Origin of the sequence: Dactylosporangium sp. CS-033363, assembly GCF_050942475.1 — a bacterium.
Classification (GTDB): domain Bacteria; phylum Actinomycetota; class Actinomycetes; order Mycobacteriales; family Micromonosporaceae; genus Dactylosporangium.
This window is the reverse complement of the sequence record NZ_CP192032.1, coordinates 9,344,583-9,366,534: the sequence shown is the minus strand read 5'-3', so window position 1 is coordinate 9,366,534 and position 21,952 is coordinate 9,344,583. Positions and strand designations below refer to the sequence as shown.

20 protein-coding genes are annotated in these 21,952 nt (G+C 71.6%); 10 read left to right on the top strand and 10 right to left on the bottom strand.

The window, feature by feature from the left end; genetic code table 11:
* Positions 1 to 460: 460 nt before the first annotated feature.
* From npdG to ACQPZ4_RS43175, 3 genes are all read left to right on the top strand, one after another.
* Positions 461 to 1,153 carry an NADPH-dependent F420 reductase gene (gene npdG / locus ACQPZ4_RS43185; protein ID WP_433049908.1) on the top strand — a complete coding sequence of 231 codons (693 nt, stop codon included), beginning with the start codon at positions 461 to 463 and terminating at the stop codon, positions 1,151 to 1,153.
* A complete protein-coding gene (locus ACQPZ4_RS43180) occupies positions 1,150 to 2,343 on the top strand; it encodes a cytochrome P450 (protein ID WP_433049905.1) in 1,194 nt (397 codons plus the stop codon). Before npdG ends, ACQPZ4_RS43180 begins: the two co-directional genes overlap by 4 nt.
* Positions 2,344 to 2,422: 79 nt before the next feature.
* The gene (locus tag ACQPZ4_RS43175; protein ID WP_433049902.1) at positions 2,423 to 3,991 is read left to right on the top strand and encodes a methyl-accepting chemotaxis protein; all 1,569 of its coding nucleotides are present in this window, start codon (positions 2,423 to 2,425) and stop codon (positions 3,989 to 3,991) included.
* 109 nt (positions 3,992 to 4,100) lie between these two features.
* On the opposite strand, the gene panB is transcribed toward ACQPZ4_RS43175, so the two are convergent.
* Together panB and ACQPZ4_RS43165 are read right to left on the bottom strand one after the other, a co-directional pair.
* On the bottom strand, positions 4,101 to 4,934 hold the full coding sequence (panB, locus tag ACQPZ4_RS43170; RefSeq protein ID WP_433049899.1) for a 3-methyl-2-oxobutanoate hydroxymethyltransferase: 834 nt from the start codon (positions 4,932 to 4,934) through the stop codon (positions 4,101 to 4,103).
* A 103-nt stretch (positions 4,935 to 5,037) separates the two neighbouring features.
* Entirely contained in the window at positions 5,038 to 5,514 is a 477-nt protein-coding gene (locus ACQPZ4_RS43165) for a hypothetical protein (RefSeq protein WP_433049896.1), read from the bottom strand.
* A gap of 132 nt (positions 5,515 to 5,646) precedes the next feature.
* Between ACQPZ4_RS43165 and glnA (ACQPZ4_RS43160) the strand changes: the two genes are divergently transcribed.
* Positions 5,647 to 6,999: a type I glutamate--ammonia ligase gene (glnA, locus tag ACQPZ4_RS43160; RefSeq protein WP_433049893.1), complete on the top strand. Its 1,353-nt coding sequence runs from the start codon at positions 5,647 to 5,649 to the stop codon at positions 6,997 to 6,999.
* Positions 7,000 to 7,004: 5 nt separating this feature from the next.
* Here the strand turns inward: glnA (ACQPZ4_RS43160) and ACQPZ4_RS43155 are convergent, their stop codons facing one another.
* Both ACQPZ4_RS43155 and ACQPZ4_RS43150 read right to left on the bottom strand, forming a co-directional pair.
* The gene (locus tag ACQPZ4_RS43155) at positions 7,005 to 7,715 is read right to left on the bottom strand and encodes a ferredoxin reductase (RefSeq protein WP_433049890.1); all 711 of its coding nucleotides are present in this window, start codon (positions 7,713 to 7,715) and stop codon (positions 7,005 to 7,007) included.
* Entirely contained in the window at positions 7,685 to 8,284 is a 600-nt protein-coding gene (locus ACQPZ4_RS43150; protein ID WP_433049887.1) for a sulfite oxidase-like oxidoreductase, read from the bottom strand. The genes ACQPZ4_RS43155 and ACQPZ4_RS43150 overlap by 31 nt, the downstream gene beginning before the upstream one ends.
* 44 nt (positions 8,285 to 8,328) lie before the next feature.
* On the opposite strand from ACQPZ4_RS43150, the gene ACQPZ4_RS43145 reads away from it, so the two are divergent.
* The 3 genes from ACQPZ4_RS43145 to ACQPZ4_RS43135 all read left to right on the top strand — a co-directional run bounded on the left by ACQPZ4_RS43145 (position 8,329) and on the right by ACQPZ4_RS43135 (position 12,683).
* On the top strand, positions 8,329 to 9,117 hold the full coding sequence (locus ACQPZ4_RS43145; RefSeq protein ID WP_433049884.1) for a type 1 glutamine amidotransferase: 789 nt from the start codon (positions 8,329 to 8,331) through the stop codon (positions 9,115 to 9,117).
* The gene (locus ACQPZ4_RS43140; RefSeq protein WP_433049881.1) at positions 9,117 to 12,029 is read left to right on the top strand and encodes a bifunctional [glutamine synthetase] adenylyltransferase/[glutamine synthetase]-adenylyl-L-tyrosine phosphorylase; all 2,913 of its coding nucleotides are present in this window, start codon (positions 9,117 to 9,119) and stop codon (positions 12,027 to 12,029) included. Before ACQPZ4_RS43145 ends, ACQPZ4_RS43140 begins: the two co-directional genes overlap by 1 nt.
* A 93-nt stretch (positions 12,030 to 12,122) precedes the next feature.
* Positions 12,123 to 12,683 (top strand): hypothetical protein, encoded by a 561-nt coding sequence (locus ACQPZ4_RS43135; RefSeq protein ID WP_433049878.1) that lies wholly within the window; start codon positions 12,123 to 12,125, stop codon positions 12,681 to 12,683.
* Positions 12,684 to 12,746: 63 nt separating this feature from the next.
* Here the strand turns inward: ACQPZ4_RS43135 and glnA (ACQPZ4_RS43130) are convergent, their stop codons facing one another.
* The gene (glnA, locus tag ACQPZ4_RS43130; protein ID WP_433049875.1) at positions 12,747 to 14,171 is read right to left on the bottom strand and encodes a type I glutamate--ammonia ligase; all 1,425 of its coding nucleotides are present in this window, start codon (positions 14,169 to 14,171) and stop codon (positions 12,747 to 12,749) included.
* Between the two features lie 179 nt (positions 14,172 to 14,350).
* Here glnA (ACQPZ4_RS43130) and ACQPZ4_RS43125 point away from each other — a divergent pair, with 179 nt between their 5' ends.
* Entirely contained in the window at positions 14,351 to 14,710 is a 360-nt protein-coding gene (locus ACQPZ4_RS43125; RefSeq protein WP_433049872.1) for an RDD family protein, read from the top strand.
* 12 nt (positions 14,711 to 14,722) lie between these two features.
* Here the strand turns inward: ACQPZ4_RS43125 and ACQPZ4_RS43120 are convergent, their stop codons facing one another.
* Complete coding sequence (locus ACQPZ4_RS43120; protein WP_433049869.1) at positions 14,723 to 15,421, bottom strand: DUF4191 domain-containing protein; 699 nt, start codon at positions 15,419 to 15,421, stop codon at positions 14,723 to 14,725.
* A gap of 69 nt (positions 15,422 to 15,490) precedes the next feature.
* The gene (lipA, locus tag ACQPZ4_RS43115; RefSeq protein ID WP_433049866.1) at positions 15,491 to 16,426 is read right to left on the bottom strand and encodes a lipoyl synthase; all 936 of its coding nucleotides are present in this window, start codon (positions 16,424 to 16,426) and stop codon (positions 15,491 to 15,493) included.
* A 100-nt stretch (positions 16,427 to 16,526) separates the two neighbouring features.
* Between lipA and ACQPZ4_RS43110 the strand changes: the two genes are divergently transcribed.
* Entirely contained in the window at positions 16,527 to 17,102 is a 576-nt protein-coding gene (locus ACQPZ4_RS43110; protein WP_433049863.1) for a DUF6928 family protein, read from the top strand.
* A gap of 13 nt (positions 17,103 to 17,115) precedes the next feature.
* On the opposite strand, the gene lipB is transcribed toward ACQPZ4_RS43110, so the two are convergent.
* A complete protein-coding gene (gene lipB, locus ACQPZ4_RS43105) occupies positions 17,116 to 17,730 on the bottom strand; it encodes a lipoyl(octanoyl) transferase LipB (RefSeq protein ID WP_433066935.1) in 615 nt (204 codons plus the stop codon).
* Positions 17,731 to 17,862: 132 nt separating this feature from the next.
* Between lipB and ACQPZ4_RS43100 the strand changes: the two genes are divergently transcribed.
* Positions 17,863 to 19,098: an extracellular catalytic domain type 1 short-chain-length polyhydroxyalkanoate depolymerase gene (locus ACQPZ4_RS43100; RefSeq protein WP_433049858.1), complete on the top strand. Its 1,236-nt coding sequence runs from the start codon at positions 17,863 to 17,865 to the stop codon at positions 19,096 to 19,098.
* On the opposite strand, the gene ACQPZ4_RS43095 is transcribed toward ACQPZ4_RS43100, so the two are convergent.
* Positions 19,071 to 19,964 (bottom strand): TIGR01777 family oxidoreductase, encoded by an 894-nt coding sequence (locus ACQPZ4_RS43095; RefSeq protein WP_433049851.1) that lies wholly within the window; start codon positions 19,962 to 19,964, stop codon positions 19,071 to 19,073. The genes ACQPZ4_RS43100 and ACQPZ4_RS43095 overlap by 28 nt on opposite strands.
* A gap of 125 nt (positions 19,965 to 20,089) precedes the next feature.
* Entirely contained in the window at positions 20,090 to 21,916 is a 1,827-nt protein-coding gene (sucB, locus tag ACQPZ4_RS43090; RefSeq protein ID WP_433049848.1) for a 2-oxoglutarate dehydrogenase, E2 component, dihydrolipoamide succinyltransferase, read from the bottom strand.
* Between the last annotated feature and the right edge of the window lie 36 nt (positions 21,917 to 21,952).

Here is a 21,952-nt window from a genome sequence, read left to right as displayed (position 1 = left end):
CGCGGCGACGCACGGTGGGAGGACCGAGGCTGGCCGTGGGGCGCGGCGACGCACGGTGGGAGGACCGGGGCCGAACGCGAGGCCGGCCCGTGGGGCGCGGCGACGCGCGGCGGGGGAACCGAGGCCGAACGCGAGGCCGGCCCGTGGGGCGCGGCGACGCGCGGTGGGAGAACCGAGGCCGAACGCGAGGCAGGAGGACGCGCCGGGGGATGAGCGCGGCCGAACCGGGCACAACGACGCGCCGGGGGAGAGGACCCCGAGGCGAGGCGAGGCGCCTGAGGGGGAAGAGCGAGCACCGGACGCGGCGGGACGAGAACGCGAGACCGGGAAGGGACGACGCGCCAGGCAGGGTGACGGCGCGGCGATGGAAGGGGACCGGCCGGGGGTGTGAGCTTTTGGTCGGTGCCGACCACCGGGGCGGACGCCAACAAGGCGAGCCCCGGGAGGTACAACAGAAGGCATGAGCTACGACCAGATCGAGCTGCCCGACGTGTCCGGGCTGTCCGTGGGCATCATCGGCGGGACCGGACCGCAGGGGCGCGGGCTCGCGTACCGGTTCGCGCGCGCCGGCCAGCGCGTGCTCGTCGGGTCCCGGTCGACCGAGCGCGGCCAGCAAGCCGCCCAGGAGCTGCGTGAGCTGCCGGGTGTCACCGGAACCGTCGAGGGCGGCGACAACCCGTTCGCGGCCGGCGCCGACGTCGTCATCATCGCGGTGCCGTGGGAAGGGCACGCGAACACCGTCGCCGAGCTCGCGCCGAACCTGACCGGCGGGCGGATCGTGGTCGACTGCGTGAATCCGCTGGGGTTCGACAAGCAGGGGCCGTACCCGCTGCGGGTGGAGGAGGGCAGCGCCGCCGAGCAGGCCGCCGCCCTGCTGCCCGAGGCCAAGGTATGCGCGGCGTTCCATCACGTCAGCGCGGTACTGCTGGCGGATCCCGAGGTGGACGAGGTCGAGCTCGACGTGCTGGTGCTCGGCGACGACCGGGACGCCGCGCTGCAGGTGCAGGCGCTCGCCCAACGGATCGCCGGCATGCGCGGCGTGTTCGCGGGACGGCTCCGCAACGCCGGCCAGGTCGAGGCGCTCACCGCCAACCTCATCGCCATCAACAAGCGCTACAAGGCCCACGCGGGAATCCGGGTGACCGACCTGTGAGCGCCCAGTTCGATCCCTGGTCGCAGGAGTTCGTGGCGCGCCCCTACCCCGCGTACGCGCAGCTCCGCGCGGAAACCCCGGTCCACTGGTTCGAGCCGAGCCGGCAGTACCTCATCAGCCGCCACGAGGACGTCAACGCCCTGCTCCGCGACCGGCGCCTCGGCCGCAGCTACCTGCACGTCGCGAGCCACGAGCAGATGGGCCGCGAAGCACCGCCGCAGTACCAGGAGCCGTTCTGGACCCTGAACAACAACGGCATGCTCGACCGCGAACCGCCCGACCACACCAGGCTCCGCCGGCTGGTCTCGCAGGCGTTCACCCCGCGGCGGGTCGAGGCCCTGCGCCCCGTCGTGCAGCGGCTCGCCGACGAGCTCGTCGACGCGTTCGTGAGCAAGGGCGGCGGCGACCTGATCGCCGAGGTCGCCGAGCCGCTGCCCGTGACCGTCATCGCGGAGCTGCTCGGCGTGCCCGAGGCCGACCGGCACCTGCTGCGCCCCTGGTCGGCGGCGATCTGCGGGATGTACGAGCTCAATCCGTCCCGGGAGACGGCGCAGAGCGCGGTGCGGGCGTCGGAGGAATTCAGCGAGTACCTGCGCACCCTGGCGCGGGCGCGGCGGGACGACCCGCGCGACGACCTGGTCAGCGCGCTCGCCGCCGTCGAGGGGCTCAGCGAGGACGAGCTCATCGGCACGTGCGTGCTGCTGCTCAACGCCGGGCACGAGGCGACCGTCAACGTGACCGGCAACGGGTGGCGGGCGCTGCTGCAGCACCCGGAGCAGTTGGACAAGATCAAAAAAGATCCGGGCCTCATCGGTACGGCCATCGAGGAGCTCATGCGCTTCGACACCCCGCTGCAGATGTTCGAGCGGTGGGTGCTCGAGGACATCGAGGTGCGCGGGGTGCGGATCTCGCGCGGGAGCGAGGTCGCGCTGCTGTTCGGGTCGGCCAACCACGACCCCGCGGCGTTCGCCGAGCCCGAGGAGCTCGACGTGACGCGGCGCGACAACCCGCACATCTCGTTCGGCGCCGGCATCCACTACTGCCTCGGCGCGCCCCTCGCGCGGATCGAGCTCACCGCGTCCTTCGAGTCCATCCTGCAAAAGGCGCCGCGTTTGTACCTCGTGAGCGAACCCGAGTACAAGCCAGGCTACGTGATCCGGGGACTGCGGCGCCTCGAGGTTGCGACCTAGGAGCGAAGAAGGTTCAGCCGACGTCGCCAGTGGCCGATATCACGGGTACACCTCCGAAAACCACGTGATTGGGGTCTTCATGGCCGTCTTCGCCAATGTGGGCATCGCCTCGAAGATCGGCATCCTCTGCGCCGCCGGGATCCTCGTCTCGGCGGCGACGGGGACGGCCGGCCTCATCGCGCAGCACCGGCTCAGTGACCAGGCCGAGGCCGTGCACGTGCTGGACGTCGCCAGCTCCCGGCTGCACCACCTCGACACCCGCGAGTCCGAGCTCAAGGTCGACGCCTACCGCGCCCTGGCCGAGCAGGACATCGCGGCGATCCTGGACGACCTGCCCGGCGACCTCGCCTCCGTCACCGACACCATCGACGAGCTCGACGCGCTCGAGCTGCCGGCCGACGTCCGGTCCGACCTGGACGGCATCAAGACCGACGCGCTCGCGTTCAACGACTTCATCAGTACGTTCATCAAGGACGCCCAGGCCGATCAGGCGAGCGTGCGCCAGCGCGAGGGCGACATCGCCACCCGCAACCACGCCGTCGACGACAAGGTCGGCGCGCTGGAGGACAAGCTCGACGCGCGCATCGCGCAGGAGCGCGGCAACATGGCCTCCACGCAGCGCCAGGCCCGCTGGACGACGTCGATCGCGCTGCTGGCCGGGCTGGTCGTGTTCCTGCTGATCGCGGTGCCGGTGGCGAAGGCGATCGTGCACCCGGTGCGCCGGGTCCGCGCCGTGCTCGACGCGCTCGCCCACGGCGACCTGACCCAGCGCGCCGACGTGACCGGGCGGGACGAGATCGGCCAGATGGCCGCGAGCCTGGACGCGGCCATGGGGAGCATCCGCGGTTCGATTTCCGCCGTCAGTACCAGCTCGGACAGCCTTGCCGACGCCTCCCGCCAGCTGTCGCGGGTCAGTGAGGAGATCGCCGGGGCCGCCGACGCGACCAACGTGCAGATGGGCGACGCCTCGACCTCCTCGCACGAGGTCTCGCGGCACGTGAACACGGTCGCCGCCGGGGCCGAGGAGATGGGCGTGTCGATCCACGAGATCGCGCGCAACGCCGCCGACGCGGCCGGGGTGGCCTCCGGCGGGGTCCGCGAGGCGACCGCGGCCAACGAGAAGGTCGAGCGGCTCGCGGTGTCGTCGACCGAGATCGGCAACGTGCTGAAGCTCATCACGTCGATCGCCGAGCAGACCAACCTGCTCGCGCTGAACGCGACCATCGAGGCGGCCCGGGCGGGGGAGTCCGGCAAGGGCTTCGCGGTCGTCGCCAACGAGGTCAAGGACCTGGCCCAGGAGACGGCCAAGGCGACCGAGGACATCCGCCGGCGGGTGACCGCGATCCAGGCCGACACGGGCGCCACGGCGGACGCGATCCGGCGGATGGGCGAGGTGGTGGAGGAGATCAACCAGTACCAGGCGACGATCGCCTCGGCCGTCGAGGAGCAGTCGGCCACCACCGCCGAGATGAGCCGCTCGGTCGCCGAGGCGGCCACGGGCGCGGAGCGGATCGCGGCCAACATCGCCGGCGTGGCCGACGCGACCGCCGCCACCACGCAGGGCGTCGGGGCGGCGAAGGGCGCGGCCGCCGAGCTGGCGCGGATGTCGCAGGATCTGCGCCAGATGGTGTCGCACTTCAGATTCTGAACAAACCGGCGGATGCTGCGATATCGCCTGTCAGGCGATAAGTCCGATAAGGGCGATAAGTCCTGATCACGGAGTGTCGGGACTTATCGCCCTTATCGCGAGAAAACCATCAGTCGAACGTGTGCTCCTGCGCGGGGAAGACGCCCGTGCGGACCTCGTCGGCGAAGGCCTTCGTGGCGTCGGTCAGGGCGCCCGCCAGATCCGCGTACCGCTTGACGAAGCGCGGCGTCCGGCCCGTGCGCAGGCCCGCCATGTCCTGCCACACCAGGACCTGGGCGTCGGTGTCCGCGCCGGCGCCGATGCCGACCGTCGGGATGCGCAGTTCGTGGGTGATGCGCTTGGCCACCTCGCCCGGGACCATCTCCAGGACCACCGCGAAGGCACCCGCCTCGGCGACCGCGTGGGCGTCCTCGACGACCTCCTCGGCGGTGTCGCCGCGGCCCTGCACCCGGAAGCCGCCCAGGGCGTGCTCGCTCTGCGGGGTGAAGCCGATGTGGGCCATCACCGGGATGCCGGCGCTGACCAGGGCGGCGATCTGCGGGGCGACGCGCCGGCCGCCCTCCAGCTTCACCGCGTGGCAGCCGCCCTCCTTCATGAAGCGGACCGCCGTGCGCAGCGCCTGGGCCGGGCCCTCCTCGTAGGAGCCGAACGGCAGGTCGCCGACGACGAGCGCGCGCCTGGTGGAGCGGACCACGGCGCGTACCAGCGGCAGGAGCTCGTCCTCGGAGACCGAGACGGTGGACTCGTAGCCGTAGACGTTGTTGGCGGCCGAGTCGCCCACCAGCAGGACGGGGATGCCGGCCTCGTCGAAGATGCCGGCGGTGTACTGGTCGTAGGAGGTGAGCATCGGCCAGCGCTCGCCGCGCTCCTTGGCGGCGATCAGGTCCCTGGTGCGCACCCGGCGGTTGACGGCGCCGCCGTACAAGGACGGGACTTCGGACATCGGTGTCCTCCTCAGACTCCTCGAGGCCCCATTCGGGGTCCCCGGGCTACACATCCGATGGTCGCACCGGCGGCGGCGATCGGTACCGCGACGATGCGGTTTTTCACATCGCGGCCACCGGGATCGGCGCCGGATCGCCCGAGGCCAGGGCGCGGTCGTTGCGCCAGCGGGCGAGCTCGGGCAGTACACCCGACGGCACTTCGGCAATGGGATCGAGCACCAGGCGCCCCTCCTGTTCCGCCAGGGCCAGGAGCACCACCCGGCGGACCCGGCGCACGACGTTCGCGGCCGCGGGGGCGTCGAGGGTCAGGTTGGCCAGGAACGCGTCGAGCATCGGCTGCACCGGCTCCAGCCGGAAGTCCAGGCCGGTGTGCAGGGCCAGCTCCCGGACCTCGGGGGTGACCTCGTCGCCGAGGACCAGGCCGGTCACGTTGGCCGGGCCGAGCGCGTCGCAGGCGAGGACCGCCGCGACCGCCGAGCCGACGTCGCCGGTGAGCTCGAGGGCCACGGGGCCGGAGCCGGCCCGGTCGCGCACGCGGATCACGAGATCGGACCAGAGATCGGGCGGTGACGGCGTCATGGCCCCCTCCATACCCAGCGCGGACCGGTCGTTCACGCCCGTGCCTGGTCACATACGGCGGTCCGGTAACTTGTGTGTAATACCGCCGGGACAGACTGGCCCGAATCGGCCGGAGCTTTGTGGGGGCATCACGTGGACCGTCAGCAGGAGTTCGTGCTCCGCACGCTCGAAGAGCGGGACATCCGCTTCGTCCGGCTGTGGTTCACCGATGTGCTGGGCACACTGAAGAGCGTCTCGGTCGCCCCGGCCGAGCTCGAGTCCGCCTTCGAGGAGGGCATCGGGTTCGACGGCTCGGCGATCGAGGGCTTCGCCCGGGTGTACGAGTCGGACATGGTCGCCATCCCGGACCCGACGACGTTCCAGGTGTTCCCGTTCGAGGGCGGCATGTCGGGCGAGAGCGCCCGGATGTTCTGCGACATCACGCTGCCCGACGGCTCGCCGTCCTGGGCCGACCCGCGCCACGTGCTGCGCCGGGCCCTGTCGCGGGCGGCCGAGAAGGGCTTCACCTTCTACACCCACCCCGAGATCGAGTTCTTCCTGCTGGAGAACCTCGGTGAGCACGGCTCGGTGCCGCGGCCGGTGGACAGCGGCGGCTACTTCGACCACACCACGCACTCCGTGGCCCGCGACTTCCGCCGCCAGGCGGTCCTCGCGCTGGAGCGGATCGGCATCTCGGTCGAGTTCAGCCACCACGAGGTCGCGCCCGGGCAGCAGGAGATCGACCTGCGCTACGCCGACGCGCTGACCACGGCCGACAACATCATGACGTTCCGGCACGTGATCAAGGAGGTCGCGCTCTCCCACGGGGTGCACGCGACCTTCATGCCCAAGCCGTTCACCGAGCAGCCCGGCAGCGGCATGCACACGCACCTGTCGCTGTTCGAGGGCGAGCGCAACGCGTTCCACGACGCCAGCGACCCGATGAAGCTCTCGAAGGTCGGCCAGGCGTTCATCGCGGGCCTGCTCGTGCACGCCCGGGAGTACACCGCGATCACCAACCAGTGGGTGAACTCCTACAAGCGGCTGTTCCCGCAGACCCTGCCGAACCGGATCACCGAGTCGCCGGCGTACGTCTGCTGGGGCCACAAGAACCGCTCGGCCCTGGTCCGCGTCCCGGCCTACGGCAAGCCCAACTCGGCCCGGGTCGAGGTGCGCTCGCTGGATGCCGCCTGCAACCCGTACCTCGCCTACGCCGTCATGCTCGGCGCCGGCCTGCGGGGCATCGAGCAGGGCTACGAGCTGCCGCCCGGCGCCGAGGACGACGTGTGGGCCCTCACCGACGGCGAGCGGCGCGCGGCCGGCTACGAGGCGCTGCCGGAGAACCTGTCCGAGGCGATCGACGTCATGGCCGGCTCCGAGCTGGTGGCCGAGGTGCTCGGCGAGCACGTCTTCGACTTCTTCCTCAAGAACAAGCGCACGGAGTGGGAGGAGTACCGCCGCGTCGTCACGCCGTTCGAGCGGGAGCGGTACCTCGGCATGATGTAACCCGCTCAGCCGTAGCGCTCGGTCCTGATCCGCTGAGGGTCGTGGCCGAGCGCGATGAGCAGGTCGGCGGTCGTCTCCACGAACCCGGTCGGGCCGCAGACGTACACGCTCGGGCTGAAGTCGTTCGGCCACGTGTGGGTGTTGACGTCGGCGAGCCCGATCCGCTTACCGCGGACCCGCGTGTAGATGTACTGCACGTCGAGCCCGGCGTCGTCCCTCGCCCGCTGCCGGAGTTCGTCGGCATAAATCGTGTCTTCGGGCGTTCTGACCGAATAGAGCAGTTTGAACGGCGTCTTGCTTTTCGCGAAGGCGCGCGCCCGGATCATCGACATCAGCGGGACGACGCCGGATCCGCCGGCGATCAGCTGTACCGGCGCGGGGTCGGTGTTTCTCCACACGAACCATCCGCCGATCGGCCCGCGAACCTCCACCGGCCACGAAATGTCGTAGATTTCCGACAAATACGGCGAGACCTCGCCGCCGTCCAGCCGCTGGACCGTGATCTCCAGGCCGTCCGCGGACGCGATGGAGTAGCTGCGCTGCGCCTGGTAGCCGTCCTCCGCGGTCAGCCGCACGTCGACGTGCTGCCCGGGCAGGTGCCCGGGCCAGTCGGGCACGTCGAAGACCAGCGTCCGCGCCGTGGGAGTCTCCTGCCGGATCGCCTTGAGGACGGCCTTCCGCCAGGTCAGTCGCCCTGGTACCGCTGCTCGCGCCATGGGTCTCCGTAGTTGTGGTAGCCGGCCTCCTCCCAGAAGCCCGGCTCGTCCTGCGTCATCAGCCGCAGCTTGTGCAGCCATTTCGCGGACTTCCAGAGGTACAGGTGCGGCACCAGCAGCCGCGCCGGCCCGCCGTGCTCCGGGGTCAGCGCCGCGCCGCCGTAGCGGTACGCCACCCACGCCTGCCCGTCGACGAGGTCCTCGAGCGGGAGGTTGGTGGTGTACCCGTCGTAGGAGTGTGCCATGACGTAGTCGGCGGTGGTCTCCACGTCCGCGAGGAGGGTGTCGACGGACACGCCCCGCCAGCCGGTGCCGAGCTTCGACCACTTGGTGACACAGTGGATGTCCACCGTGACGTCCTCGTACGGCAGGGCGGTGAACTCGGCCCAGTTCCAGCTCTTCTCCTCGCCCGACTCGGTGGCGATCACGAACTCCCACCGCTCGGTGCGCACCCGCGGCGTCGGCCCGGCGGACAGGACGGGGAAGTCGTGGGCGAGGTACTGCCCCGGCGGCAGCTCCGGCCCGCGCCCGCGGCGCGCCCCGTGGAACCCCGGCGTAACGATGCTCATGCGCCCATCCTCCCCCCTGTCGCGGGGCTGGATATTGTCGGTGTGTGACGATCGGGAACCTGGCCCTCGTGGTCGAGAACGACCCCTCCGACGGCCCCGGCCGGCTCGGCGACTGGCTGACCTCCGGCGGGCTGCAACTCGAGATCGTCCGGCCGCACGCCGGCGATGCGCTGCCTGCGAACCTCGACGGGTACGCCGCCCTGGTGGTCCTCGGCGGCGAGCAGGACGCCTTCCCCGACGAGGCCGGCGAGCGCGCCGCGCCCTGGTTCGACGAGCTCGACGGCCTGCTGCGCAAGGCGGTCCGGCACAAGGTGCCGACCCTGGCCGTCTGCCTCGGCGCCCAGCTGCTCGCCCACGCGCACGGCGGCACCGTCGAGCGCAGCGCGGCCGGCCCGGAGATCGGCGTCAAGCTGGTCGCCCGGCGCGACATCGCCGACCAGGACCCGATCTTCGCCGCCGTCCCGTTCGCCCCGGACGTCTTCCAGTGGCACGTCGACGAGATCGTCGAGCTCCCCCTGAACGCCACCCTGCTGGCCGCCTCGCTGCACTACCCGATCCAGGCGTACCGGCTCGGCCCGGCCGCCTGGGGCCTGCAGTTCCACATCGAGTGCGACGTGCCGATGTTCGCGCAGTGGGCCATGGAGGGCGTGCAGACCCTCGGCGAGCTCGGCATCGACGCGGTGGAGATGCTGGAGCGGGTCGAGGCCGCCCAGGACGACGTCGCCGAGGTCTGGAAGCCCTTCGCCGAGCGGTTCGCGGCGGTGGCGCTCGGCCGCACGCCCCCGGCCGGTGCCGACGGGCTGCGCTCGCTGCCGCTGATCGGCCCGCGCTGATGGACCCGATCAAGGTCAGCCCCGCGCACCTGGCCCGGTACGGGTTCACCGACAACGAGCGCACCGAGCGGATGGCCGGCCCCGACGGGCTGCGGCTGTGGGACCCGGCCGCCCGCCGCCCGGCCGACGAGGACGCGACGGCGGTGCTCGACACGCTGTACTTCGCGGCCGACCCCGACCTCGCCCTCTTCCAGCTGCACCGCCTGGTCGAGGCGGCCGGGGAGGACGTGCGCGAGGCGGTCCTGACCGACAAGGCGCTGCGCCGGCGCCTCATCGGGGTCCTCGGCGTCTCCGCGACCCTCGGCGACCTGCTGGTGGCCAACCCCGACGAGTGGCGCGAGCTCGTCGGCGAGCAGAACCACCGCCCGGCCGGATACTCGACCCGGGACGTCTCCACGGTGCCGCTGTTGCGCAGCGGGTACCGCCGTGAGCTCCTGCGCATCGTCGCCGCCGACCTGACCGCGGCGGCCGACGTCGAGGTCACCATGCGCCGCCTGACCGAGCTCGCCGACGCCACCCTGGAGGCCGCCCTCGCCATCGCCGTCGCCGAGCGGGGCACCGACGAGTGCCGCCTCGCCGTCATCGCGATGGGCAAGTGCGGCGGCCGCGAGCTCAACTACGTCAGCGACGTCGACGTGGTCTTCGTGGCCGAGCCGGTCGGCACCACGGACACCGAGAAGGCCATGCGCGCCGGCAGCTCCCTGGCCGCCCGGCTGATGGAGATCTGCGGCTTCGTGGCCTGGCCGGTCGACGCCGCCCTGCGCCCCGAGGGCAGCCGCGGCGCGCTGGTGCGGACCGTCGCCTCGCACCTGGCGTACTACAAGAAGTGGGCCAAGACCTGGGAGTTCCAGGCCCTGCTGAAGGCCCGCCCGGCCGCCGGCGACCTGGCCCTGGGCGAGCAGTGGCTGACCGAGCTCCAGCCGCTGATCTGGTCGGCCGCCGAGCGCCCGGAGGCGGTGGACGAGGTCCGCTCCATGCGCCGGCGGATCATCGACGTCATTCCGAGAGCCGAAGTGGACCGCGAGATCAAGCGTGGTCCGGGCGGCCTGCGGGACATCGAGTTCGCCGTACAACTGCTGCAGTTGGTCCATGGCCGGGCCGACGAGTCCCTGCGCACCCCGACCACCCTGGCGGGCCTGCGCGCGCTCATCGAGGGCGGCTACGTGGGGCTGGCGGACGGCGAGGCGCTGCTGCGGGCGTACCGCTTCCTGCGCGTGGTCGAACACCGCCTGCAGCTGCAGCGCCTGCGCCGCACGCACACCGTCCCGGACGACCCGGACGGCCTGCGCTGGCTCGCCCACGCCCTCGGCTACCGCCCCAACGCCGCCCGCGACGCCGTCGAGTCGTTCCGAGCCGAATGGGTACGCCACGCCGGCGAGGTCCGCCGCCTGCACGCCAAGCTCTTCTACCGCCCGCTGCTGGAAGCGGTCGCGCGCGTCCCCACGGAACAGCTCCGCCTGACGCCCGACGCCGCCCGCGCAAGGCTGGACCTGCTGGGCTTCGCCGACCCGGCCGGCGCCCTGCGCCACATCCAGTCCCTGACCGGCGGCGTCTCGAGAACCGCGGCCATCCAGCGCCAGCTCCTGCCCGCCCTGCTCAGCGAGTTCGCCGACGCCCCCGAGCCCGACCGCGGCCTGCTCGCCTACCGCCAGGTCTCGGAGAAGGTCGGCAACACCCCGTGGTACCTCCGCCTCCTGCGCGACGAGGGCCCGGTGGCCCTGCGCCTGGCCCGGCTCCTCGCCCTTTCCCGCTACGTGACGGACCTGCTCGTCCACGACCCGGAGGCGCTGCGCCTGCTGGCCGAGGACGCCGAGCTGGTACCCAGAAGCGCCGAGGTCCTGACCGAGGGCTTCGCGGCCGCCGCGGCCCGCCACAGCGACCCGGAGGCGGCGATCAACGCGGTGCGCGCCCTGCGCCGCCGCGAGCTGTTCCGCATCGCCTGCGCCGACCTGCTGGGCCTGCTGGACGTGACCGCGGTGGGCGACGCCCTCTCGGCGGTCATCGACGCCACCCTCCGCGCCACCCTGGGCGTCACCGCGGCGGGCGCCCCACCGCTGGAGTTCGCCATCATCGGCATGGGCCGCCTGGGCGGCGCCGAGACCAGCTACCCCTCGGACGCGGACGTCCTGTTCGTCTACGAGGCCGCCCCGGGCACTCCCGACGACGTGGCCGCGAAGGCCGCGCTCACGATCGCCGAGGACCTCCGCCGCCTGCTGGCCCGCCCCGCCCACGACCCGCCGCTGGGCGTGGACGCCGACCTGCGCCCGGAGGGCCGCCAGGGCCCGCTGGTGCGCAGCCTGGCCGCGTTCAAGCAGTACTACGCCCGCTGGTCCAAGGTCTGGGAGGCGCAGGCTCTGCTGCGCGCCCGCCTGGTCGCCGGCTCGCCAACGTTGGGCGCGAGGTTCCTCGAGCTGGCCGACACCAACCGCTACCCGGCGGGCGGCCTGACCCGCGAGCAGATCCTGGAGATCCGCCGCCTGAAGGCCCGCGTCGACAGCGAACGCCTGCCCCGCGGCGCCGACCCGGCAACCCACACCAAACTGGGCCGGGGCGGACTCGCCGACGTCGAGTGGACCGTCCAGCTCCTCCAGTTGCAACACGGCCATTCGGTACCGTCCTTGCGCACCCCCCGGACGCTCCAGGCCCTGCACGCGGCGACGTCGGCGGGCTTGGTGAGCGCCCCGGACGCCGCGGAACTGGAAACGGCCTGGCGCCAGGCGACGCGAGTCCGCAACCTGCTGACCCTGGTCCGCGGCCGCGCGACCGACCAGCTGCCCCGCCAGGGCCCCGACCTGGCCGCGGCTGCTTCCGCCCTCGACCCGGGCACGGAGCCGCAGGAGTTCCTGGACGAGTACCTCCGCGTGGCCCGCCGAGCCCGAGCCGCCGTGGAACGCATCTTCGACGAGGCCTGACCCTGGAGGGCGATGCGGTTCCCATGCGCTTGAGGGCGCCCGCTGCATGATCGGCCGAGGCAGTCCGGCTGCGTCAGGGCCACACTCTCGACCATGACCGAGCCGGATGCCACCCCGCCGCCGATACCGTACGTTCCCGGGCCCACGCCGCGCCTCGAAGCGACGCCCCCGGTGATCGTGCCCGAGCCGCCGAAGCGCGGCGCCAGGCCGCTCGCCTTCGCCGTGGTCGGCCTGGTCGCCGGACTGGCCATCGGCGCGGGCGCGACCGTGGCGCTCGACGGCGGGTCGGCCGATCCGGCGCTCGCGGCCGCCACGCCCGGCGTCAGCCCGGTGTACGTGACGGTCACGGTCACCGTCGCCGCCCCCACGACGGCGGCGGCCACGACCTCACCCCCGGCCCCGCCGACCACCGCGGCCGCGCCCCCACCGGCGGCCACCATTGAGGACGGCACCTGGACCGTGGGCGAGGACGTCCCGGCTGGAACCTACAAGGTGACCGGGGCCGGATCGAACTGCTACTGGGCGATCCTGAAGAGCGGCACCAACGGGCGCGACATCGTCGACAACCACCTCGGCGGCGGCAACCTGCGGGTCACCATCAAGGCCGGCCAGGACTTCGAGACGCACCGCTGCGGGATGTGGATCAAAGTCTGAGCCGGAAACGCGGAACGGCCCGCCCCTGAGACAGGGACGGGCCGCTCGCGGTGGAGCTGACGATCACACGTCGTAGTACATCGCGAACTCGTGCGGGGTCGGCCGCAGGCGGACCGGGTCGACCTCGTTGGCGCGCTTGTAGGAGATCCAGGTGTCCACCAGGTCCTGGGTGAAGACGCCGCCCTCCAGCAGGAAGCCGTGGTCGCCCTCCAGGGTGGTGAGGACCTCGTCCAGCGAGCCGGGGACCTGCTTGACGTTGGCGACCTCCTCCGGCGGGAGGTCGTACAGGTCCTTGTCGATCGGCGCCGGCGGCTCGATCTTGTTCTTGATGCCGTCCAGGCCGGCCATGAGCATCGCCGAGAAGGCGAGGTACACGTTGGCCGACGGGTCGGGCACGCGGAACTCGACGCGCTTGGCCTTGGCGTTGGTGCCGGTCACCGGGATGCGGGTGCAGGCCGAGCGGTTGCGCTGGGAGTAGACCAGGTTGACCGGGGCCTCGTAGCCGGGGACCAGGCGGCGGTACGAGTTGACCGTCGGGTTCGTGAAGGCCAGCAGCGACGGGGCGTGGTGCAGGAGGCCGCCGATGTACCAGCGCGCGGTGTCCGACAGGCCGCCGTAGCCGGCCTCGTCGTAGAACAGCGGCTCGCCGCCCAGCCAGAGCGACTGGTGCGTGTGCATGCCCGAGCCGTTGTCGCCGAAGAGCGGCTTCGGCATGAAGGTCGCGGTCTTGCCGGCGGCCCAGGCGGTGTTCTTCACGATGTACTTGAACAGCTGCAGCTGGTCGCCCGCGTGCAGCAGCGTGGAGAACTTGTAGTTGATCTCGGCCTGACCGGCGGTGCCGACCTCGTGGTGGGAGCGCTCGACGACGAAGCCGGCGCTGATGAGGCGCTGCACGATCTGGTCACGCAGGTCGGCGTAGTGGTCGACCGGCGGCACGGGGAAGTACCCGCCCTTGTACGCGGTCTTGTAGCCGCGGTTGCCGCCCGGCTCCTCCTTGCCGGAGTTCCACCAGCCCTCGATCGAGTCGATGTAGTAGAAGGCCTGGTTCGCCGACGTCTCGTGGCGGATCGAGTCGAAGATGTAGAACTCCGCCTCGGGGCCGAAGTACGCCGTGTCGGCGATGCCGCTCGACTTGAGGTACGCCTCGGCCTTCTTCGCCACGTTGCGCGGGTCACGCGAGTAGGCCTCGCGGGTGAACGGGTCGTGGATGAAGAAGTTGAGGGCGAGGGTCTTCTCGACCCGGAAGGGGTCGATGAACGCCGAGGTCGGGTCCGGCAGGAGCAGCATGTCCGACTCGTGGATCGCCTGGAACCCACGGATGGACGAGCCGTCGAAGGCCAGACCGTCGCTGAAGACCGCATCGTCGAACGACTCGACCGGGACGTTGAAGTGCTGCATCACGCCCGGCAGGTCGCAGAAGCGAACGTCGACGAAGCGGACGCCCTCATCCTTCACGTATCGCAACAGCTCTTCAGAATTGGCGAACACTCGTCCTCCAGGTCGCAGGCATGACCAGTCTGGTGATCACTTCAGTGTGAAGGTGGCTGGTTGGTCGCGACCGTAGAACTGCGCGATTGCCCTGGCATGTCTCAATTGTTTCCGCTGTGTTTCGCGGCCCGTGGCTCAGCCGATCGGCGGCCCCGCGTCGTTCGATAGTCTGACCCGTCGTGGAGACCGTGGAAACCGCGCCGGCGTCGCTCGCCCGCCGCTTCGGCGCGCTGCTCGTCGACTGGATATCTTGCCTGCTCATCGCAGGTGCCTTCGCGACGCCGACCGATGAGCCGTGGCTCGCCCCCGGCATTTTCGTCGTCGTGTACGGCCTGTTCCTCGGCTTCTTCGGCCAGACCCTCGGCATGCGGCTCTTCCGCATCCGCTGTGTGTCCATGAACACAGGAGGGCCCTTGGGTGTACCGCGAGCGCTGCTCCGGGCGATCGTGATGCTCCCTTTGATCACCTGCTTGATCATGGACCAACAACAACGCGGCCTGCATGACAGAGCCAGTGGCTCCATCGTGCAGACCGCGTAGGAACAGCCGGACTCAGCGCCCGCGCATGGCCTTGAACTGGCCCTTCGGGGGCTTCATGTTCTTGGGCAGGGCGCCCCGCGGCATCTGCGGCCGGGCGGAGAGCGCCTTGAGCCGCTTGTCGAGCGAGTTGACGTCCTTCGCGGTGATGGTGCGCGGCAGCCGGATCAGCAGGTTGCGGATCTTCGGGAGGGGGATCTGCCCCTCCTCGTTGCCGACGATGTAGTCGCGCAGCTCCGCGTTGCCGATCACCTTGACCAGCCGGCGCCGCTCCTGGGCGATGAGGCCCTTCACCCGGGAGGTGTTGCCCTCGCCGAGCAGGATCACGCCGGGGCGGCCGATGACCAGGTGCACCATGTCGAACTGCGTGGTGGACGCGATCGCGGGGGAGACCCGCCAGTCGCCGCGCATGTTCTCGATGATCGAGGCGGCGGCCCCGGGCTGCCCCTCGGCCTCCTTCATCATCGCCTTCTGCGAGCGCAGGTTGAGCACGATGACGGTGCCGAGCAGCGCCAGCAGGACGCCGAGCGGGGCCCAGATCCAGGACACACCCAGCGCGATGGCGACGCCGACCGCGATCAGCGGCACGAGGACAACGGCCACCACGAGGGGCACGAACAGCTTGTCGCGCTTCGCGGTGAACGAGAACACCATGCCGATCTGCTTGAGCCGAGTGAAGAAGGAGACCTTCTCCGGCTCCTGGGCCTTTGCCATACCCCCGAGTCTAGAGGGATGGCGGCACAGGCCGGGAGCCCAGGTTGTCCAGCCCCCGGCGGGATGACGTCAGGAGCGCAGCGCCCGGGTGTCCAGCGCCTGGCGGTACAGCCGCCCGGCCCGGTACGACGAACGCACCAGCGGCCCGGAGAGCACTCCGGAGAAGCCGATCTGCTCGGCCTCCTCGCGCAGCTCCACGAACTCCTCCGGCTTCACCCACCGCTCGACGGGGTGGTGGCGGGGCGTCGGCCGCAGGTACTGCGTGATCGTCACCAGCTCGCACCCGGCCTCGTGCAGGTCGCGGAGTGCCTGCGTGACCTCCGAGCGCTCCTCGCCCATGCCGAGGATCAGGTTCGACTTGGTCACCAGGCCGGCCGCGCGGGCCTTGGTGATGACCCCGAGCGAGCGGTCGTAGCGGAACGCCGGGCGGATCCGCTTGAAGATCCGCGGCACGGTCTCGACGTTGTGCGCGAGCACCTCGGGGCGGGCCGCGAAGACCTCGCCCAGCTGCTCGTCGTCGCCGTTGAAGTCGGGGATGAGCAGCTCGACGCCGCACCCCTCGACCAGGGCGTGGATCTGGCGGACCGTCTCGGCGTAGAGCCAGGCCCCGCCGTCGGGCAGGTCGTCGCGGGCCACACCGGTCACGGTCGCGTACTTGAGCCCCATCGTCGCCGTCGACTCGGCCACCCGGCGCGGCTCGTCGGCGTCGAACTCGGCCGGCTTACCCGTGTCGATCTGGCAGAAGTCGCAGCGGCGGGTGCACTGGTCGCCGCCGATGAGGAAGGTCGCCTCGCGGTCTTCCCAGCACTCGTAGATGTTGGGACAGCCGGCTTCCTGGCAGACGGTGTGGAGGCCCTCGCGCTGCACGAGCCCGCGCAGATGCGTGTACTCGGGACCCATCTTGGCCGAGACCTTGATCCACGACGGTTTGCGCTCAATCGGCGTCTCCGCGTTACGCGCTTCGATGCGCAGCAGACGACGGCCTTCGGGAACAACGGCGGTCACGTTTCGAAGACTACGCCCGGCGACTGCTCAAGAACCGGGAACGCGATTGACGTCACTTCGAAGAGGTTTCCCGATCATCGGACCCGGCAATGAGCCATGCGTGGTGCTCAACGACACGCTGGTGGCCTTCTCCGACGGCAATCCGATCGACGTCCTGCGCTCGTACCCGGTGCTCGACAAACCGGCCACCCGCGCGCTCGTCGAGCGGCTGTTCCCGGGCGCCCACGCCGAGGAGATCGGCGACGAGCTGCTGGTCGACGCGCTGAACCCGCCGGCCGACGTGGTGTACGTCGGCTGCTTCCCGGGCCTGGACCTGGTCTGCAGCTGGGGCCTCACCCCGCGCCGCCCGTCGGACCTCGACCGGTCCGTGCTCGCCGCGTCCGGGCGCCGCCACGTGTACCTGCACGCCGCCCACAGCGACGCCGGCTGGACCAGCTACGGCGTCTGGCGCGACGGCGAACGCGTCCGCGCGCTGAGCGTGTGCGCGGACCCGGGCGTCATGGAGGACGAGGGGGAGCCGCTGGGCTTCGAGCGGGCGGACACCGACCCGGACGAGCTCGGCTGCGCGTCGATGCAGGGCCTCTTCGGCTTCGCCTGCGACAACCACGACCGCCTGGACGACGTGGACCCCGAGCTCATCCCCGTCGTGGCGTACCGGATCAGCGCAAGATCCTGAGCGGGCCGCCGGATCAGTACAGCGTCGTGAGGTGCCGCTCCACGACCGGCAGGACCTCGTCCACGGTCACGTCCCGGCCCAGCTCCCACGACAGCGAGGTGACTCCCGCGTCGCGAATGCCACAGGGCACGAAGATGTCGTACCGCGAGAGGTCGCAGTCCGCGTTCAGCGCGAACCCGTGCAGGGTGACCCCGCGGGCGACCCGGATCCCGATGGCCGCGACCTTGCGCTCGGGCCCGCGATCGTCGGCCGGGACCCAGACGCCGCTGCGCCCCTCGACCCGGATCGTGGTCACCCCGAACTCCGCGCAGACGTCCATGAGCAGCTGCTCCATGCGCCGCACGTACGCCACGACGTCCACCGGGTCCGCCAGCCTGATGATCGGGTAGCCCACCAGCTGCCCCGGCCCGTGCCAGGTGATCTTGCCGCCCCGGTCGACGTCGATCACGGGCGTACCGTCGAAGGGCCGGTCGGCCGGCTCGGTCCGCTTGCCGGCGGTGTAGACGCTCGGGTGCTCCAGCAGCAGGACCGTGTCCTGCGCGGCGCCGTCGGCGACCTCCGCGTGCACCCGCCGCTGCTCGGCGAGGGCCGCCTCGTAGTCCACGAGCCCGGCCCGGACGATCCGCATTCCCACCACGCTGGTCACGGGCCCAGACTACGCCCGGCACAACGCCGGCCGGAATTGTGTGGGATCCGGACATAGTGGTGCGTCGAACCTCACACCTAGCGTGGGGCTCCCCACAGGAGAAAGGGCGCCGCCATGCCCCGATCACTGCGCTGGATCCTGCCCGGGATCGCCGCGCTCTTCGCCGCCGTAGCCCTGACCACCGTCTCCACGCCGGCCTACGCGGCCACGCTGACGACCGTGGGCAGCTTCGGCTCCAACCCCGGCAACCTCACGATGTACTCCTACCGCCCCGACGGCCTGCCCTCCGGCGCGCCGGTCGTCGTGGCCATGCACGGGTGCACCCAGAACGCCACGGACTACTTCACCAACTCGGGCTGGCGCAAGTACGCCGACCTGTGGAAGTTCGCGCTGGTCCTGCCCGAGCAGAAGTCCGCCAACAACAGCACGAGCTGCTTCAACTGGTTCGAGACCGGCGACACCGCCCGCGGCTCCGGCGAGCCGCTGTCGATCAAGCAGATGGTCGACTACGCGGTGGCCAACTACGGCAGCAACCCGGCCCGCGTGTACGTCACGGGCCTCTCCGCCGGCGGCGCGATGACCGCCGTGATGCTCGCCACCTACCCCGACGTGTTCGCCGGCGGTGCGATCATGGCCGGCCTGCCGTACCGGTGCGCGACCTCCATGGTCAACGCCTACAGCTGCATGAACCCCGGCGTCGACAAGACCCCGGCGGCCTGGGGCGACCTGGTCCGCGGCGCGTACTCCGGCTACTCCGGCGCCCGGCCCCGGGTCGCGATCTGGCACGGCACCTCGGACACCACGGTCGCCCCGGCGAACGCGACCGAGCTGCGCGACCAGTGGACCAACGTCCTCGGCGTGAGCCAGACCCCGACCGCGACCGCCTCGCTGCCCGGCGGGACGTCGCTCTCCAACTACGGAGACAAGGTCAAGGTGTACCTCGTGCAGGGCATGACCCACGCCACCCCCGTCGACCCCGGGTCGGCGACCGAGCAGTGCGGCACCGCCGGCACGTACTACAAGGACACCATCTGCTCCTCGTACTACCAGGCCCTCGACTGGGGCCTGTCGACCGGCGGCCCGACCACCGGCCCGACGACCGGCGGTCCGACGTCGAGCCCGACCCCGACGAAGAGCCCGACCGCCAGCCCCACGCCGACCCAGGGCTCCGGGCCGTGCGTACGCGCCTCGAACTACGCGCACGTGGTGGCCGGGCGCGCGCACCAGACCGGCGGGTACACGTACGCCAACGGCTCCAACCAGAACATGGGCCTCTACAACGTGTTCACCACCCACGGCCTGCGCCAGACCGGCACCAACTACTACGTGATCGACGACACGGCCTGCTGAAGCGCGTCCTCGACGGTGCGGTGCGCGAAGGGGAAGCCCTCGCGCACCAGCACCGCGGGCAGCACCCGCTGGCTGGCCAGGGCCTCGCCGCCGAACTCGCCGACCGCGGCCCGCAGCGCGAAGCCCGGCACCGGGAACAGGTTGGGCCGGTGCATGACCCGGCCCAGGGCGGCGGAGAACTCGGCGTTGGTCACCGGGTCCGGCCCGGTGAGGTTGACCGGCCCGGGCAGCTCGCGCTCGAGCACGAACTCGACCGCCCGCAGCCAGTCCGGGACCGAGATCCACGGGAGGTACTGCCGCCCGCTGCCCATCCGCCCGCCCGCGAACAGCCGGAACTGCATCGCGATCGGCTTGAGCAGGCCGCCCGCCGGGTCCAGCGGGAACCCGGTGCGCAGCAGGGCGACCCGCGTGCCGGCGTCCTCGGCCGGATGGGTCGCCGCCTCCCACACCTTGCACAGGTCGGCCAGGAAGCCCTCGCCGGCCGGGGAGGTCTCGTCGACCTCCCGCTCGCCCGTGTCGCCGTAGAAGCCCACGGCGGAGGCGTTGAGCAGCACCCGTGGCTTGGTCTGGGCCGCGGCGATCGCCATGGCCAGCGTGCGCGTCGTGTCCACGCGGCTGTCGACGAGCACCTTCTTGTACTGCGCGGTCCACCGCTTCTCGCCCACGCCCGCGCCGGCCAGGTTGATCACCGCGTCGGCGGCGGCCACGACGGTCGCGTCGAGCACCCCGGCGGTCGGGTCCCAGCGCACCTCACCCGGGCGGGGTGGCCGCCGGACGAGCGGCGTGACCTGGTGTCCGGCCGCGCGCAGGTGGGGGATGAGCCGCTGCCCGAGAAACCCGGACGCCCCCGCGATCAGGATCTGCATGCAGTCATCTTGCCCGGATCCGGCCCCGGAGAACATCAAGGGGCGCACCCGGCGGACCGGGGCGCCCCTGCGACGTGCGGTGTGACCAGGGCGCCCGGCGGACCGAGCACCCTGCAACTTGCTCGCTACAGGCCGAGATCGGCCTCGAAGTGCCCGGCCTCCAGCCGCTCCTTGACCGTGGTCAGGAAGCGGGCGGCGTCGGCGCCGTCGACGATCCGGTGGTCGTAGGACAGGGCCAGGTAGACCATCGAGCGCGGCGCGATGATCTCGCCCAGCTCCGGGTCGCTGACCACGACGGCGCGCTTGACGACCGCGCCGGTGCCCAGGATCGCCACCTGCGGCTGGTTGATGATCGGCGTGTCGAACAGCGCGCCCCGGCTGCCGGTGTTGGTCAGCGTGAACGTGCCGCCCGCGATGTCGTCCGGGCTCAGCTTGTTGTTGCGGGTCCGGTCGGCCACGTCGGCGATCCGCTTGGCCAGGCCGGCCAGGTTGAGGTCGCCGGCGTTCTTGATGACCGGGACGATCAGGCCCTTGTCGCTGTCCACGGCCATGCCCAGGTGCTCGGCGTCGTGGTACGTGACGGTGCCCGCCTCCAGGTCGATCGAGGAGTTGACCGCAGGGTGCACCCGCAGCGCCTCGACCGCGGCCAGCGCGAAGAACGGCAGGAACGACAGCTTCACGCCGTGCGTGGCCTGGAACTGCGCCTTGGCCTTGTCCCGCAGCTTGGCCACCTTGGTCACGTCGACCTCGACGACCGTGGTGAGCTGGGCCGAGACCTGCAGCGACTCCACCATCCGCCGGGCGATGAGCGCCCGCATCCGGCTGAGCTTCTGGGTCTGGCCGCGCAGCGGGCTCGGGGCCGCCTTCGGGGCCGCGGCGGTGCTGCCACCACCGGCGGGGGCGGCGGCCGCAGCGGCGGCGGGCGCGGGCTTGGCCGCGGCCTCCTTCGCCTTGGCGGCCGCGTCGAGCACGTCCTGCTTGCGGATGCGCCCGCCCACGCCGGTGCCGGAGAGCTGGGCGAGGTTCACCCCGTGCTCGGCGGCGAGCTTGCGGACCAGCGGCGTGACGTACCCGGCCTCGTCGCCCTCGACCTTGCCGTTGGCCGGCGTGGCGCCGGCGGCGGTCACGTTGGTGGCCGGGCCGGCCTGGACCGGGGCGGCCGCGGCGGGCTGCGGCTCGGGCGCGGCGGGCTTGGCCGCCGGCTTCGGGGCCTCGGCCTTGGGCTGCGGCTTGGGCTGCTCCGCCTTCGGCTCCGGCTTGGGCTCGGCCTTCGGCTCGGCCTTCGGCTGCGCCTTGGGCTCGGCCTTCGCGGCGGCCGGGGCGGCGCCCGCGGCCCCGATCACGGCCAGCTCGGCGCCGACCTCGACGGTCTCGTCCTCGGGGACCTTGATCTCCAGCAGGGTGCCGGCGACCGGCGACGGGATCTCGGTGTCGACCTTGTCGGTGGAGACCTCGAGCAGCGGCTCGTCGGCCTCGACGCTGTCGCCGACCTGCTTGAGCCAGCGGGTGACGGTGCCCTCGGTGACGCTCTCGCCGAGCGCGGGCATCGTCACCGACGTGCCCTCGCCACCGCCGGACGAGGCTGCGGCCGGGGCCGGCTCCTCTTCCTCAGCGGGCTCCTCCGCGGCGGGCTCTTCCTCCGCGGCGGGCTCTTCCTGCTCTTCGGAGGGCTCCTCGGCGGGCTCCTCCGCGGGGGCCGAGCCGCCCTCGGCGGCGTCCCCGCCGATGACGGCGAGCTCGGCGCCGACCTCCGCGGTCTCGTCCTCCTGCACGACGATCCGGGTCAGCACCCCGGACGCAGGGGAGGGGATCTCGGTGTCGACCTTGTCGGTGGAGACCTCGAGCAGCGGCTCGTCGGCCTCGACCTGGTCGCCTTCCTGCTTCAACCAGCGGGTGACGGTGCCCTCGGTGACGCTCTCGCCCAACCGGGGCATGGTGACCGATACCGGCATGTAAAACGACTCCTCGTACTGTGCTTGGCTGCGGTC

Coding starts and splice junctions, on each gene's coding strand:
- sucB (WP_433049848.1), bottom strand. CDS start 21,916: ATGCCGGTATCGGTCACCATGCCCCGGTTGGGCGAGAGCGTCACCGAG.
- lipB (WP_433066935.1), bottom strand. CDS start 17,730: ATGCGGATCGTCCGGGCCGGGCTCGTGGACTACGAGGCGGCCCTCGCC.
- panB (WP_433049899.1), bottom strand. CDS start 4,934: ATGTCCGAAGTCCCGTCCTTGTACGGCGGCGCCGTCAACCGCCGGGTG.
- ACQPZ4_RS43140 (WP_433049881.1), top strand. CDS start 9,117: ATGGACCCGATCAAGGTCAGCCCCGCGCACCTGGCCCGGTACGGGTTC.
- ACQPZ4_RS43150 (WP_433049887.1), bottom strand. CDS start 8,284: ATGAGCATCGTTACGCCGGGGTTCCACGGGGCGCGCCGCGGGCGCGGG.
- ACQPZ4_RS43165 (WP_433049896.1), bottom strand. CDS start 5,514: ATGACGCCGTCACCGCCCGATCTCTGGTCCGATCTCGTGATCCGCGTG.
- ACQPZ4_RS43120 (WP_433049869.1), bottom strand. CDS start 15,421: ATGGCAAAGGCCCAGGAGCCGGAGAAGGTCTCCTTCTTCACTCGGCTC.
- ACQPZ4_RS43175 (WP_433049902.1), top strand. CDS start 2,423: ATGGCCGTCTTCGCCAATGTGGGCATCGCCTCGAAGATCGGCATCCTC.
- ACQPZ4_RS43100 (WP_433049858.1), top strand. CDS start 17,863: ATGCCCCGATCACTGCGCTGGATCCTGCCCGGGATCGCCGCGCTCTTC.
- ACQPZ4_RS43135 (WP_433049878.1), top strand. CDS start 12,123: ATGACCGAGCCGGATGCCACCCCGCCGCCGATACCGTACGTTCCCGGG.
- npdG (WP_433049908.1), top strand. CDS start 461: ATGAGCTACGACCAGATCGAGCTGCCCGACGTGTCCGGGCTGTCCGTG.
- ACQPZ4_RS43095 (WP_433049851.1), bottom strand. CDS start 19,964: ATGCAGATCCTGATCGCGGGGGCGTCCGGGTTTCTCGGGCAGCGGCTC.
- ACQPZ4_RS43155 (WP_433049890.1), bottom strand. CDS start 7,715: ATGGCGCGAGCAGCGGTACCAGGGCGACTGACCTGGCGGAAGGCCGTC.